The sequence below is a fragment of the Streptomyces aurantiogriseus genome (genome assembly GCF_014649375.1).
GTDB classification, from domain to species: domain Bacteria; phylum Actinomycetota; class Actinomycetes; order Streptomycetales; family Streptomycetaceae; genus Streptomyces; species Streptomyces aurantiogriseus.
Map to the genome: position 1 here is coordinate 421,908 of NZ_BMSX01000002.1, position 12,547 is coordinate 434,454.

General features: G+C 70.8%; 14 protein-coding genes. 3 read left to right on the forward strand and 11 right to left on the reverse strand.

The genetic code is table 11. The features are described from left to right. Positions 1–116: 116 nt before the first annotated feature. On the reverse strand, positions 117–1,274 hold the full coding sequence (locus tag IE263_RS05320) for an ATP-grasp domain-containing protein (RefSeq protein ID WP_189932690.1): 1,158 nt from the start codon (positions 1,272–1,274) through the stop codon (positions 117–119). A gap of 295 nt (positions 1,275–1,569) precedes the next feature. Between IE263_RS05320 and IE263_RS05325 the strand changes: the two genes are divergently transcribed. Continuing rightward, a complete protein-coding gene (locus IE263_RS05325; protein WP_189932693.1) occupies positions 1,570–2,430 on the forward strand; it encodes a metallophosphoesterase family protein in 861 nt (286 codons plus the stop codon). Further along, complete coding sequence (locus IE263_RS05330) at positions 2,427–3,116, forward strand: 4'-phosphopantetheinyl transferase family protein (protein ID WP_189932695.1); 690 nt, start codon at positions 2,427–2,429, stop codon at positions 3,114–3,116. Before IE263_RS05325 ends, IE263_RS05330 begins: the two co-directional genes overlap by 4 nt. Before the next feature lie 75 nt (positions 3,117–3,191). Here the strand turns inward: IE263_RS05330 and IE263_RS05335 are convergent, their stop codons facing one another. The 3 genes from IE263_RS05335 to IE263_RS05345 form a co-directional block, all read right to left on the reverse strand. Next, a complete protein-coding gene (locus tag IE263_RS05335) occupies positions 3,192–3,431 on the reverse strand; it encodes a hypothetical protein (RefSeq protein WP_189932697.1) in 240 nt (79 codons plus the stop codon). Positions 3,432–3,983: 552 nt separating this feature from the next. Then, positions 3,984–4,526, reverse strand: coding sequence for a toxin-antitoxin system, toxin component (locus tag IE263_RS05340; RefSeq protein WP_189933191.1), 543 nt, complete (start codon positions 4,524–4,526; stop codon positions 3,984–3,986). 32 nt (positions 4,527–4,558) lie between these two features. Beyond that, positions 4,559–5,209: a helix-turn-helix domain-containing protein gene (locus IE263_RS05345; RefSeq protein ID WP_189932700.1), complete on the reverse strand. Its 651-nt coding sequence runs from the start codon at positions 5,207–5,209 to the stop codon at positions 4,559–4,561. Between the two features lie 231 nt (positions 5,210–5,440). Here IE263_RS05345 and IE263_RS05350 point away from each other — a divergent pair, with 231 nt between their 5' ends. After that, positions 5,441–6,106, forward strand: coding sequence for an MmyB family transcriptional regulator (locus IE263_RS05350; protein WP_189932702.1), 666 nt, complete (start codon positions 5,441–5,443; stop codon positions 6,104–6,106). Positions 6,107–6,146: 40 nt separating this feature from the next. On the opposite strand, the gene IE263_RS05355 is transcribed toward IE263_RS05350, so the two are convergent. The 7 genes from IE263_RS05355 to IE263_RS05385 form a co-directional block, all read right to left on the reverse strand. After that, entirely contained in the window at positions 6,147–6,986 is an 840-nt protein-coding gene (locus IE263_RS05355) for an ABC transporter ATP-binding protein (protein WP_189932705.1), read from the reverse strand. Between the two features lie 20 nt (positions 6,987–7,006). Beyond that, on the reverse strand, positions 7,007–7,786 hold the full coding sequence (locus IE263_RS05360; RefSeq protein ID WP_189932707.1) for an ABC transporter permease: 780 nt from the start codon (positions 7,784–7,786) through the stop codon (positions 7,007–7,009). Next, the gene (locus IE263_RS05365) at positions 7,783–8,556 is read right to left on the reverse strand and encodes an ABC transporter permease (protein WP_189932709.1); all 774 of its coding nucleotides are present in this window, start codon (positions 8,554–8,556) and stop codon (positions 7,783–7,785) included. The genes IE263_RS05360 and IE263_RS05365 overlap by 4 nt, the downstream gene beginning before the upstream one ends. Continuing rightward, complete coding sequence (locus IE263_RS05370; protein WP_189932711.1) at positions 8,553–9,524, reverse strand: ABC transporter substrate-binding protein; 972 nt, start codon at positions 9,522–9,524, stop codon at positions 8,553–8,555. Before IE263_RS05370 ends, IE263_RS05365 begins: the two co-directional genes overlap by 4 nt. A gap of 207 nt (positions 9,525–9,731) precedes the next feature. Continuing rightward, a complete protein-coding gene (locus tag IE263_RS05375; protein ID WP_189932713.1) occupies positions 9,732–10,667 on the reverse strand; it encodes a PDR/VanB family oxidoreductase in 936 nt (311 codons plus the stop codon). After that, positions 10,664–10,870 carry a hypothetical protein gene (locus IE263_RS05380; protein WP_189932715.1) on the reverse strand — a complete coding sequence of 69 codons (207 nt, stop codon included), beginning with the start codon at positions 10,868–10,870 and terminating at the stop codon, positions 10,664–10,666. The genes IE263_RS05375 and IE263_RS05380 overlap by 4 nt, the downstream gene beginning before the upstream one ends. Next, a complete protein-coding gene (locus IE263_RS05385; RefSeq protein ID WP_189932717.1) occupies positions 10,867–11,931 on the reverse strand; it encodes an aromatic ring-hydroxylating dioxygenase subunit alpha in 1,065 nt (354 codons plus the stop codon). Before IE263_RS05385 ends, IE263_RS05380 begins: the two co-directional genes overlap by 4 nt. Positions 11,932–12,547: the final 616 nt, after the last annotated feature.

A 12,547-nucleotide genomic window follows, 5' to 3' on the forward strand; every position in this document is an offset into this window, starting at 1 on the left:
GCCTTCGGTGTTACACCGTTAAGAGCACACTCCTCGAGCCCTGATACACCCCGAGCGGAAAAAAGCCCCCGGATTTTTCGTCCGGGGGACTTCTTCGTACGACGAAGGGGCGTGGGCTAGAGCGGCAACACCGCCGCCGCGGAAGCCTGGACCTGCGCCTGGGGCTGATCCTGGTCCTGGACGGAGTCGGCCTGCGCCGGCACCGCCGGCAGCAGCGTCTCCGTCTCCTCGACCCGCTGCTGCGGCAGCGACACCGGCCGCACCGGACGCGGGCCCGACACCACCGTGTAGTCCTGCCCCAGGAACGGTGGCACGATCTCGCCCGGGTCCTCGCCGAGCGCCAACTGCACGGCCGCCCACGGCGCGTTGACGCCGCAGAGGGACAGCTGGTGCAGGCCGCCGGCCGGACGCGTGTTGACGTCCATCAGGACCGGCTGCTCGCCGAACATCCGGAACTGGATGTTGGACAGGTAGTGCAGACCGAAGCCCTCGGCGATCCGCTTGGCCGGCTCCAGCCACTGCTCCTGGAGGGTGAAACCCCGGCGGCGGCCGTTCTTGGTGCGGCCGATGGCCAGGCGGACCCGGTTGTCGGGGCCGGTGAGGCAGTCCACGGACACCTCGGGCTGCTCCAGACGGGGCATCACCAGCCAGTCCACCGGCTCGTCCGCCTGCCTCAGCGTCTCGACGACCAGGTCCAGCTGGACGTAGGGGCTCGGGAAGCCGTTGAGGTGCATGAGCGAGAAGGGGGCGCGCGTGATCACGCGGAAGCCCACGCCGCCCGCGCCGGACGCGGGCTTGAAGCACGCCTTGTGGCCGCCGGCCTCCAGCTCCTCGACGGCGGCGACGAGTTCGTCGGCCGTTCGCACCCGCCACCACGGCGGCACGGGCGCCCCGATCGCCTGGACGGCCTCGTAGGCGATCACCTTGTCGTGGAAGACGGCCACCGCCTCGGGCGGCGGCGCCAGCAGTGCCGTGCCGGCCGCCGCGAAGTCCGCGCGGTGCGCCACGATCGCCGCCTGGTGCAGCCGGGGCACGAACACGTCGATGCCGCGCCGCGCGCACTGGTCGAGCGCGTACTCCACGTACGCGGCCGGGGACAGGCCCTCCGGCTCCAGGTCGGCGGTGTCGGCGGCGGCCAGGACGGGTGAGTCGGCGTCCCCGTGCGTGGCATGGATCTCGACGGCGCGGTCGCTGGGATTTCGCCGCAGCTGATCCATGAAGAACACGTTCTCCGCGTACGTGCGGTTGAGCCAGACGCGTACGCGAGAGACCATGCAGGCCGCCTTTCAAGGGTTCGCGGGCAGGGCGAAGCAGGCCCGTGCCCGGGCAGGGTGGATGGAGGGACACCAAACCGCCCCGTGCGAAGGGACGTTCATGGCGGTGGTGTTGGGGCGATCATACGGCGTCCCGGGGGTGCCGCGTGCAACGCGCGTGTTACGGATTTCCCGATCATGTTCAGGTCGATCCGGGTGTCGGGTAATGACGCCTTGTCCCACGCGCGGGAATGTGTTGTCGTGGTGCCATTCGTGTGTTCGTCCGGGGCGCGCGTGCACGAGCGGGGGAGCGGACGTGACGTCGACGGCCGGTGGTGCCGGACAGCTGCTGGCCATCAGCGATCTGCACATCGGATATCCGGAGAACCGCGCTCTGGTCGAGCGCATGGTCCCGGAGTCCGACGACGACTGGCTGCTCGTGGCCGGTGACGTCTCCGAGAGCGTCGCCGACATCGGATGGACGCTGAAGACGCTCGCGAGCCGCTTCCGCAAGGTCGTCTGGGCGCCCGGCAACCACGAACTGTGGACCCACCCCAAGGACACCGTCACCCTGCGCGGGGTCGCCCGTTACGAGCACCTCGTCGAACTGTGCCGCGACCTCGGCGTGATCACCCCCGAGGACCCCTACCCGGTGTGGGAGGGCCCCGGCGGCCCGGTGGCGGTCGCTCCGCTGTTCCTGCTGTACGACTACTCGTTCCTGCCGGCCGGCTGCGCCACCAAGGAGGAGGGGCTGGCGTACGCGCACCGGACCGGGGTGGTCTGCAACGACGAGTACCTGCTGCACCCCGACCCGTACCCGACCCGCGAGGACTGGTGCCGGGCCCGTGTCGCGGAGACGGAACGCCGGCTGGCCGCCCTGCCGTCCGGCCTGCCCACGGTCCTCGTCAACCACTACCCGCTGGACCGGCACCCCACGGACGTCCTGTGGTATCCCGAGTTCGCCATGTGGTGCGGCACGGCGCTGACCGCGGACTGGCACCGCCGCTTCCGCGTCGCCGCCATGGTCTACGGCCATCTGCACATCCCGCGGATCACCTGGCACGAGGGCGTCCGCTTCGAGGAGGTGTCGGTGGGCTACCCCCGCGAGTGGAGCAAGCGCCCGCAGCCGCCGGGGCGCCTGCGCCGCATCCTGCCGACCAAGGACGGATCCGCGTGATCGAGGAGCTGCTGCCGGAGACGGTCGTCGCCGTGGAGGCCCACGGCGAGGACGGCGTCCGTGAGTTCGGGGACGGGCCGCTGTACCCGGAGGAAGAAGCGCTCGTGGCGCGCGCCGTCGCCAAGCGCCGGCGCGAGTTCACCGTCGTACGCTCCTGCGCTCGGCGCGCCATGGAGAAGCTCGGGGTGCCTGTGCAGCCCGTGCTGCCCGGCGAGCGCGGTGCCCCGCAGTGGCCGGCCGGGCTGACCGGCAGCATGACCCACTGCGACGGCTATGGTGCCGCCGCGCTGGTCCGCGCCGCCGACCTGGCCTCCCTCGGCATCGACGCCGAACCCCACCAGCCGCTCCCGGAGGGTGTCCTGTCCGCCGTTGCCCTGCCGGCCGAGGCCGAACGGCTTCGCGGCCTGGCCGCGGACCGCCCCGAGATCCACTGGGACCGGCTGCTGTTCAGCGCCAAGGAATCCGTCTACAAGGCGTGGTTCCCCCTCACCCGAAAGTGGCTGGACTTCAGCGAGGCCGACATCGACATCGACGCGGGCCTCGCGAACGGCTCCGGCGGCACCTTCCGAGCCCGTCTCCTCGTCCCCGGCCCTCTTCTCGGCGACCGCAGGCTCGGCCACTTCGACGGCCGCTGGACCGTGGGCCAGGGGCTGGTGGCGACGGCCGTCGCGGTGCCGCACGCCTGAGCCCTGCAGTCGGCCTCGTCACGGACGGGCGCCCGGACGCGCTTCCCCGCACGCCCGGGCCCGCTCGTCACCCCGTCATCTCTCCGGGCACCAGCTGTGCAGCAGGCGGAAGAACTCCTCCTCGTTGCCCGTCAGGCCTGCGGCCGCCAGGGCCTGTTCCGCCTCGGCCAGGACGGTGGGTGGGACCACCGGGGGGAAACGGTCGTGGGGCGGGTCGCCGGTGTCGTCGCCGAAGGCGGCTCTGACGGTGTGGAGCAGGCGCAGGTAGGCCTGGACGGCGGTGCGCTCGCGGTCGGTCAGTACGGCAGTGGGCATCGGTCGGCTCTCCCCGTGTCGGCGTCGTCTCCCACGCGCCCTGACGGCGCGTACGCCCCCCATGCGGCGGCGCACCTCCCAGCTTGCCGTCCACCACTGACAATCCGGTCTCGCTCCACCTCGGTTCGCCCGCTTAGCCGAGGTGGAACCTCGGGGAAACCCCTGGGGAAAACCGTCCCTACGCTGGGGTGAAGGGCTTTCGGCGGATCGCCGACGGCCTCGGTGACGGGAGGCGACTGTCTACGGGCGGCCGACGACCGACGACAGTCCGATGATGGCGGGCGCCAGACGACTGACGACTGTCTACAGGTGACCGGAGACGGGTCCACGGCAGGCGGCGGACGACAGGCGACAGGTGACTGTCTACAAGCGACCGGCAACCGACAACCGGCGACCGTCGGTCGGCCACCGGTGACAGTCGATCTGCGACCGGTGTCCGTCGACCGGTGACTGTCGACCGGTGACTGTCGACCGGTGACCGGTGACCGGTGACCGTCGACCGGCGACGGTCGATCGACGACCGAGGCCGCTCGCGCCCCGATCCGCCGATCCTCAGGCCCCGCCCCGCTTCTGCCGCCCCAGATACCCCAGCGACGCCTCGATCCGCCCCGCCAGATGGTCCCGCTGGCCGCGCCCTCGCCCCGACGAACCCGCCAGCCAGGCGCGGCACTTGCTGGCCAGCAGCAGCCCGAAGCGTTCGGCGTCCCGCTCGTCGGCCTGGTCGAAGCGGGTGCGGGCGGCGACCTTGTGGACCGTCGCCTGGAGGTCCGCCCCGTCGTGCAGTAAACGGGCGGCGACGGCGGCACCCTCGACGTGGTGACTGCAGTGGCCCGCCTTCATGTGCCACAGCTCGTGACCGAGGATCACCAACTGGTGGTCGGGCGCGGTGCGTTCCTCGATGACGACGAGGTCCTGGTCGGTCATGTCGAGCCACAGCCCGCTGGCGGTGCCGGGCGGGAAAGGGGCCGTACGGAAGTGGACGGGGCGGCCGCGGCGTCTGCTCATGCCGTCGCACAGGGCGGTGTACAGGTCGGCCGGTGCGGCCGGGGCCGGGAGGGTCAGCTCCGCGACCAGCTCGTCGCACAGGCGGCGCATGTCCTTGGCGATGCCCACAGTTATCTCCCGGATCACGACTCGGGCCGCTTCACGCTCTCCAGGAGCATGTCCAGCCACTCGGCGACCTTGTCCCGGTGCTGGTCGGTGGGCAACTGCGCGGCCCGCCAGGCGATCCCGCGCACACCGTGGTCCTGCAGCAGCCGCTCCAGCGGGTCCTCGGCGGCCGCGGCCGCCTCCCGGGCGGCGAGCTTCTGCAGCAGCTCCTGTTCGATGTGCTGGAGGGCGCCCGCGAGGGCCTCGGGGTCCTCGGCCGTGAGGAAGCCGGCGTGGACGCGGAAGAAGCGCTGGAGGGCGTCGCAGTGCTCCATCGTGGGGCGGCGGTCGCCGTTGATGAGGGCGCCCGCCTGCTGCCGCGACATACCGGCGCCGTCGGCGATCTCCTGCTGGGTGTACTTGCGCCCGTTGGGCTTGAGCCGGGTGCGGCGCAGCAGGTCCAGCCGTTGCAGGAACCGGGCCTGTACGTCCGGTTCGCCGGCCGGGCGCCCGCTCAGCAGGGCCTTGACGACGGGCTCGGGGACGCCGGAGGCGACGGAGAGCCGTCCGGTGTGGAAGACCTCCGCGTGCGGCACGCCGAGCCGGTCGGCGAGCGCGGTGACGCGGGCGACGACGGCCGACAGCAGCACCGTCGCCGTGGCGCCCGGAACCTGAAAGCCATCCGTCACCGACAGGTCTCCTACGTCTCTCACGACCCTCTCACAGGCACACACGCGATCGCCGTGAACTGACCGGAGAGTAGCGGGTCTTTCGAACTCACATCCAGGTCTCGCCACAACTGTGGCCAATTTCAGCCGTCAACGAGCGTGGAATGCCACGATAGTTGACATGTGAAGCGCCCGGGCAGCAGGATCGGGGCGCCGCGTGAAGGCCGCAGAGGCAAGAGGGGTGACCTCCCGATGGCATATCAGGCAGGTGGGCAGCGGTCGGCACCGCGGCCCGTCCCCGAGAGTCCCGAGGCCCAGGCCTACCTCCTGGACTACGCCGCGTACCTGGAGGCCGTGCCCTTCCCGTCCGTCGTGCTGGACCACCGCTGGGATGTCGTCCTCGCCAACACCGCTTTCCGGTCACTCTTCCGGGAGGTGGGTCCGCATCCGACCGCCCTGCCGGGCGACAACTTCCTCCGGTTCGTCCTCTTCCATCCCGACGCGTCCTCGGTTCTCGGCGACCATGAGTCCAGCTGGTGCCTGCCGATGCTGGCCCGCTTCGCGGCGGCCCTCGAACGGCACGGGCACGACCCCGGGCTCCAGGCGATCCGCCGTGAGATCGCCCAGGATCCGATCATGGAGGCCGCCTACCGGCAGGGCCTGCCGCACTGGATCCGCGCGGTCGGCGAGGAGGCCGTCGAGCACGACGGGGCGGTCCGGCCCCTGCGCCATCCGGATCCGCGCCGGGGTGCCACGGAGTGCCGTATCGTCGGCGAGACGCCGAGGACCCTGCAGGACATGGGATACACGCGGCTGACGATGGTGCTGCGCGAGGCCCCGGCTCCCGCGCCCCGCAGGGCACGCCGTGCCCGCCGCACCGCGGGACACCTCAGGGTGGTCCCGGCCCCCGAGGCCTGACCGGGCACCGTCGGCGTTCAGGTCGCCGACGGCGCCCAGGTCAGCGAAGACCGTCCTTGAGCGGGGGAGGCGCGTCCATCGGGGCTGCCTCCAGGGGTGTGCCGCCGAGCTGCACACCGCGCTTCGCCGCCTGGATCTGCTCGTACACATGCGTGCGCAGCTCGGCGAAGCGCGGGGCGACCCGGGTGTGCAGCTGGTCACGGTCCGGCGGGAGATCGACCTTCAGCTGTTCCTGTACGACGGTCGGTGAGGCGGACAGGACGACCACCCGCTCGCCCAGGTACACGGCCTCGTCGATGTCGTGGGTGACGAACAGGATGGTGATTCCGCGCTCCCGCCACAGGCCCCGTACGAGGTCCTCCAGGTCGGCGCGGGTCTGCGCGTCCACGGCCGCGAACGGCTCGTCCATCAGCAGGACGCGGGGCTCGTAGGCGAGGGCCCTGGCGATCGCCACCCGCTGCTGCATGCCGCCGGACAGCTGCCAGGGGTACGCGGAAGAGGCGTCCGCGAGTCCTACCGACCTCAGGGCGTCGGCGACCAGGTCCCGTCGCCGCGCCTTGCTCAACCCCTTCTGCTTCAGCGGGAGTTCGACGTTCTCGCCGACCCGCATCCACGGGAACAGACTCCGCCCGTACTCCTGGAACACGAACGCCATCCCGGGCGGCGGCCCCGTCACCTGCCGCCCCTCCAGCAGGACTTCACCGGCCGTGGGTGCCAGCAGGCCGCCCATGCACTTCAGCAGCGTCGTCTTGCCGCAGCCCGACGGGCCGACGAGACAGACGAGTTCGCCCGCGCCGACCGTGAAGGTGAGGTCGCGCACCGCCTCCACCCGCCGCCCGGATCCCTCGTAGACCTTCTTCAGGCCGCGTACGTCGAGCATGATCCGCCCTTTCGAAGACGTCACCGGGACCGCCGGGTGGAGGCGCGCAGACCGTGGTACCAGCCGAGCACGCGCCGCTCGACCAGCTGGAAGAGGACCGACAGGACGAAGCCCAGCAGGCCGAGGACGAGGATCCCGGTCCACATGCCGGGGATGGCGAAGCCGCGCTGGAACTGCACGATGGTGAAGCCGAGGCCGTTGCTGGCGGCGAACATCTCGCTGATGACCATGAGGATGATCCCGATGGACAGGGCCTGGCGCAGGCCCGCGAAGATCTGCGGGCTCGCCGAGGGCAGCACGAGATCCCTCAGGCGTGCCAGGCCCGTGATGCCGTACGAGCGGGCGGTCTCCGTCATCACCGGGTCCACCGCCCGTACGCCCTCGACGGTGTTGAGCAGCACGGGCCACACGCAGCCGGCCGCGATCACCACGACCTTCATGGTGTCGCCGATGCCGGCAAAGAGCATGATGACCGGCACCAGCACGGGCGGCGGCACCGCCCGCAGGAACTCCAGGACCGGTTCGCACACCGCCCGCACCCGCCGGTGCGAGCCGATGACCGTGCCCAGCGCGATCCCGGCGACGGCCGCCAGCGTGTAGCCGCCCGCGAGCCGCAGCACGCTCGGCAGCACGTCCGCACGCAGCCGCTCGCCCGTCCACACGTCCGGGAAGGTCTCCAGGATGGTCCGCAGGGGTGGCCAGTACACGTCGGTGCTGTCGTCGGACGCCACCCACCACACCGCGACCAGCACGGCCGGCAGGGCGAGCACGTACCCCAGGCGCATCAGGAGGCCTCTCACACCGCCACCTCCCCGCGCACCGACTGGTGCCAGGCCAGCGCCCGCCGCTCCACGGTCCGCGCGCCCACGTTGATCAGCAGGCCCAGCAGCCCCGCGACCACGATCAGCGCGTACATCTCGGGCACGGCCTGTGAGGTCTGCGCGACCGCGATGCGCGCGCCCAGCCCCGGTGCGCCGATGACCAGTTCGGCGGTGATCGCGAGGATCAGCGCGACCGCTGCCGCGAGCCGCACGCCGGTCATGACGTACGGCAGCGCGGTCGGCCACAGGACGTGCCGGATCCGTGCCCAGGTGCCGAGGCCGTAGGAGCGGGCCGTCTCCTCCGCGACCGGGTCGACGTCCTGGACGCCGTACAGGACCTGGATCAGGATCTGCCAGAAGGAGGCGTAGACGACGAGGAGGAGGACCGAGCGCAGTTCGGTGCCGTACAGCAGGACCGCGAGGGGGATGAGGGCGACCGAGGGGATCGGGCGGAGGAACTCGATCGTCGACGCCGTCGCTTCGCGGAGGTGGGGGACGACGGAGATCACCACACCGGCCACGATGCCCGCGCCGACCGCGATCGCCAGGCCGAGGGCCCAGCCGGTGAGGGTGTCGCCGAGGGCGGTCCAGAAGGCGCTGTCGGCGAGTTCGTCACCGAGGGCGTCGGCGATGCGGCTGGTCGGCGGGAAGTAGGCCTCCTTGACCAGGCCGAGCCGCGGCACCGCCTCGCCGAGGGCGAGGAAGGCCGCGAGCCCGGCCGCACCGAGGGCGAGGTTCACGCCTTTCACGGCAGCAGCTTGTCGAGGTCGGGGCTCGTCTTGAACAGGCCGTCCTCGTGGCCCAGCTTCATCAGGTCCTCGATGGACGAACGGTTCGCCTCGGCGGGCCACTTGGGCAGCGTCACCTGCTCCAGCAGTGAGGGCGGGATCTTGGTGTAGGTGGTGATGATCTGGCGGACCTCGTCCGGGTGGGCGTCGGCGTAGGCGAGGGACTCGGCCGTGGCCTGCTGGAACTTCTTCACCACGTCCGGGCTCTGCTGGGCGTACTGGGTGGAGGTGAAGTACATGGCGACGGTGAGGTTCGGGGAGACGTCGACCATCGGTGAGGCGATCTCCACCCCGCCCTGGGACTTGACGGTCGCGAGGGCGGGCTCGACGACCATCGCGGCGTCGATCCGCCCGCTGTCGAGGGCGGCGGGCATCTGGTCGAAGGGCAGCTCGACGAACTCCACCTTGTCCGGGTCGCCGCCCGCCTTGGCCACGGACGCGCGGACCGCCGTCTCGTTGATGTTCTTCAGGGTGTTGATGGCGACCTTCTTGCCCTCCAGGTCCCCGGCGGACTTGATCGGGCTGCCCTTCTTCACGGTGAGCGCCTCGAAGTCCTTGCCCCGCACGCCCGTCGAGGCGATGCCGTTCGCGACGGCCTGCACGGGAACGCTGTTGGACTGGGCGACCATGAGGGAGGTCATGTTGCTGAAGCCGAACTTGAACTGGCCGCTGACGACACCCGGCACGATCGCCGCGCCGCCCTGCGCGGTCGTGATCGACAGCTTCAGGCCGTGCTTGGCGTAAAAGCCCTTCTTCACGCCGAGGTAGACGGGCGCCACGTCGACGATGGGAATGAGCCCGAGTTCGACGGTGATGGTGCCCCCGGACGACGTGGCCCGGCCCGACGAACCGGAGCCGTCGGACGAGCCACAGGCCGCCGTGGCGAGCAGGAAGGTGCCGGCCGCGAGACCGGCGAACAGACGACGCAAGGCTCCTCCTGTGCAGACAAACGTGTTCCGACAGGCTGTGCGCACACCGCACAGTAGTGCTCAACTGGCGTGCAGGGAACGTAGAGCCGCGCGTTCGGCGGGGTCAACGGTCTTGGCTGACAAAATTGTTGACAGTTGGGGCGGAGGTTCTCCGGTGGCCGGCATGGACCTCGCCGTCCACGCCGGCCGTACACTTCTCCGCCTCCGCTAGAGATCCAGGACGAGCCGCTTCCCCCGGCACCGCGACACGCAGATCATCATCGTCTCCCCGGCCTCCCGCTCCTCCGGGGTGAGGACGGAGTCCCGGTGCTCGGGGGTGCCTTCCAGCACGTCCGTCTCACAGGTGCCGCACGTCCCCTCCGTGCAGGAGAAGAGCACCTCGACCCCGGCATCCCGGACGGCGTCCAGCACGGACACGCCCGCCGCGACGGTCACCGTACGGCCGCTCTGCGCCAGCTCGACCTCGAACTCGGCGTCATCGCCGGTCTGTTGCTCCTTCGGCTGGAACCGCTCGACGTGCAGCGCGCCGGACGGACACCGCTCCTCGACCGCGTCGAGCAACGCGCCCGGACCGCAGCAGTACACGAGCGTCCCCTCGGGCAGCGCGTCCAGCACCGCTCCGAGGTCGAGCAGTCCGGTCTCGTCCTGCGGGGCGAGGGTGACCCGGTCGCCGTAGCGCGCCAACTCCTCGGTGAACGCCATGGAGTCGCGGGAGCGGCCGCCGTAGAGGAGGGTCCACTCGGCGCCCGCCGCCTCGGCGGCCGCGAGCATCGGCAGGATGGGGGTGATGCCGATGCCGCCCGCGATGAAGCGGTAGCGGGGCGCCGGCCGCAGGGCGAAGTGGTTGCGCGGGCCGCGCACCCGCACCTTGTCGCCCGGACCCAACTGCTCGTGCACGAAGGCGGATCCGCCCCGTCCCGCGGGCTCCCGGAGCACCGCGACCCGCCAGGCGGCACGGTCCGCCGGGTCGCCGCACAGCGAGTACTGGCGCTCCAGCTCCGGGCCGAGGACGAGATCGACGTGGGCGCCCGGCTCCCAGGCGGGCAGCGGCTCGCCCAGCGGGTGGCGCAGGGTGAGCGCGAGCACGCCGTCGGCTGCCGGCTCCGTGCCGGCGACGACCAGTTCGGCTTCGTACACGGTCATGAGTCGCTTCCTTGCGGCAGGGGTCCCCGCTGGGCTCCCGGCTGGTGTCCTTCGGGGTGGCCGAGCATCCACTCCCACATCTCGATCGGGTCCTGAGCCGTGTGCTCGGCGCCGCAGTGACAGGTTCCGTGCAGGATGTCGGTGCCCGGCAGCCAGTCGATGCGGTAGATCTCGCGCGGCCCCGCCGAGGACGGGCTGCTCACAGGACCTTCTCCACGGGCTTGTCGCCCTCCTCGACCAGCCGGGCGAGGATACGGCGGGCGGCCAGACCGCCGGTGTCGATGTTGATGCTCAGCTCCTGGTAGCCGGTGCGCTCGGTGCCGAGCGTCTTCTGCAGCAGGTTGAGTGCGTCGACGTCCTGCATGACGACGGTGTGGTTGTTGCCGCGCAGGAACTCGGTGACCTCGTCGTCGTCCGTCGCCCAGTCCCGCGAGACCATCCAGAAGTCGTACACCTTGCCGTCGGACGACGGGGTGATCGCGTACGTGATCTCGGTGTGGAAACCGTTCGGGTCGCTGCCGTCGGCCTCCGGCAGGACGCCCACCGGCGCGATCCGGCTGTGCAGCAGGTACAGGCAGGGGGCGTGGTACTCGATGTCCTGCCAGCGCGTGATCCGTCCCTCGATGCCGGTCGAACGGGCGTAGAACGGCGGGCACTCGGCGTCGTCCATGTGCCGGCTCACCCGCACGATGCCCGCGCCCTCGTCCACTTCGGTGGTGATCGGCGTCTCCGCGACCTCGGGGGTGCCGATGTAGCCGCCGTGCAGATACGTCTCGTGGGACAGGTCGAGGAGGTTGTCGACGAGCAGCCCGTAGTCGGCGTCGATGGGCTCCATGCCCCGGACCGTGACCCAGCCGGGGGAGTCGAGGTGGCGGGCGCGCGGGATGGTCTGCGGGTCGGCGAGCCCGGGGTCGCCGATCCACACCCAGATCAGGGCGTCCTGCTCGACCACGGGGTACGAGGCGACGCGCGCGGTGCGCGGGATGCGCTTCTGCCCCGGCACGTACACGCAGGCGCCGGTCGTGTCGTACGTGAAGCCGTGGTAGCCGCACACGATCCGGTCACCGTCGAGACCGCTCTGCGAGAGCGGGTAGCGGCGGTGCACACAGCGGTCGTGCAGGGCGACCGGGGTGCCCTCGTCCTCGGTGCGGTAGAAGACGAGCGGCTCGCCGAGGATCGTCCGGCCCAGCAACTCGCGCCCGACCTCGTGGCTGTAGGCGGCGACGTACCACTGGTTCCTGGCGAAGGCGGTCATGTGAGGCATGGGGGTTCCCGTCCCTGTCGGCGGGGCGTCGTCGCCCCGCGTGCCGTGGTTGGACTTAGCGTCCTGACGGCTGTGGTTGCCGCGCAAGGCTGCTTCTGCCAGGCGGAAGTATCTCTGTGAAAGAGCTGGTCAGGGCCTTGTCGTGGGTCTTGTTCATCACTGGCAGGGGCTGCGGAGTGACGCCGCTGGGTGGATCACTCCTGAGGTGGCCGCTGATGTGTTTGGCGAGCACGTCCGATCGTGGTGCTGCCGTAATTGTCTGGAAGCAGGATTCTTGTAGGTGAACGCACCAATTTTTGCCGGTTCTTGAGCGGTACACCGGCAGAACCTGCATTCTCGCAGTTCAAAAGTGGTCAGTGCTGTCGCAAGGGCGTGCCGGGTCGAATCCGGGTCGAATTGGCCCGTCTTGGCGTACCTGGCTGGGTTATCGCAGGTCAGGGAGGTGGCAGGCAGGATCGATCCGCGTGGGGAGAAGTGGACGGCTGCACGGCACAGCGGCTGGTGTCCTCGCAGAAGTGGGTTGGGGCAGCGGGCGGGGCAAGTTGAGGTGGTGAGGGCCGCCGTGAACGGCTGGGCTCGCCCCTGTCTGGGCCTCTTGTCGGAGGAGGGAGGGGCG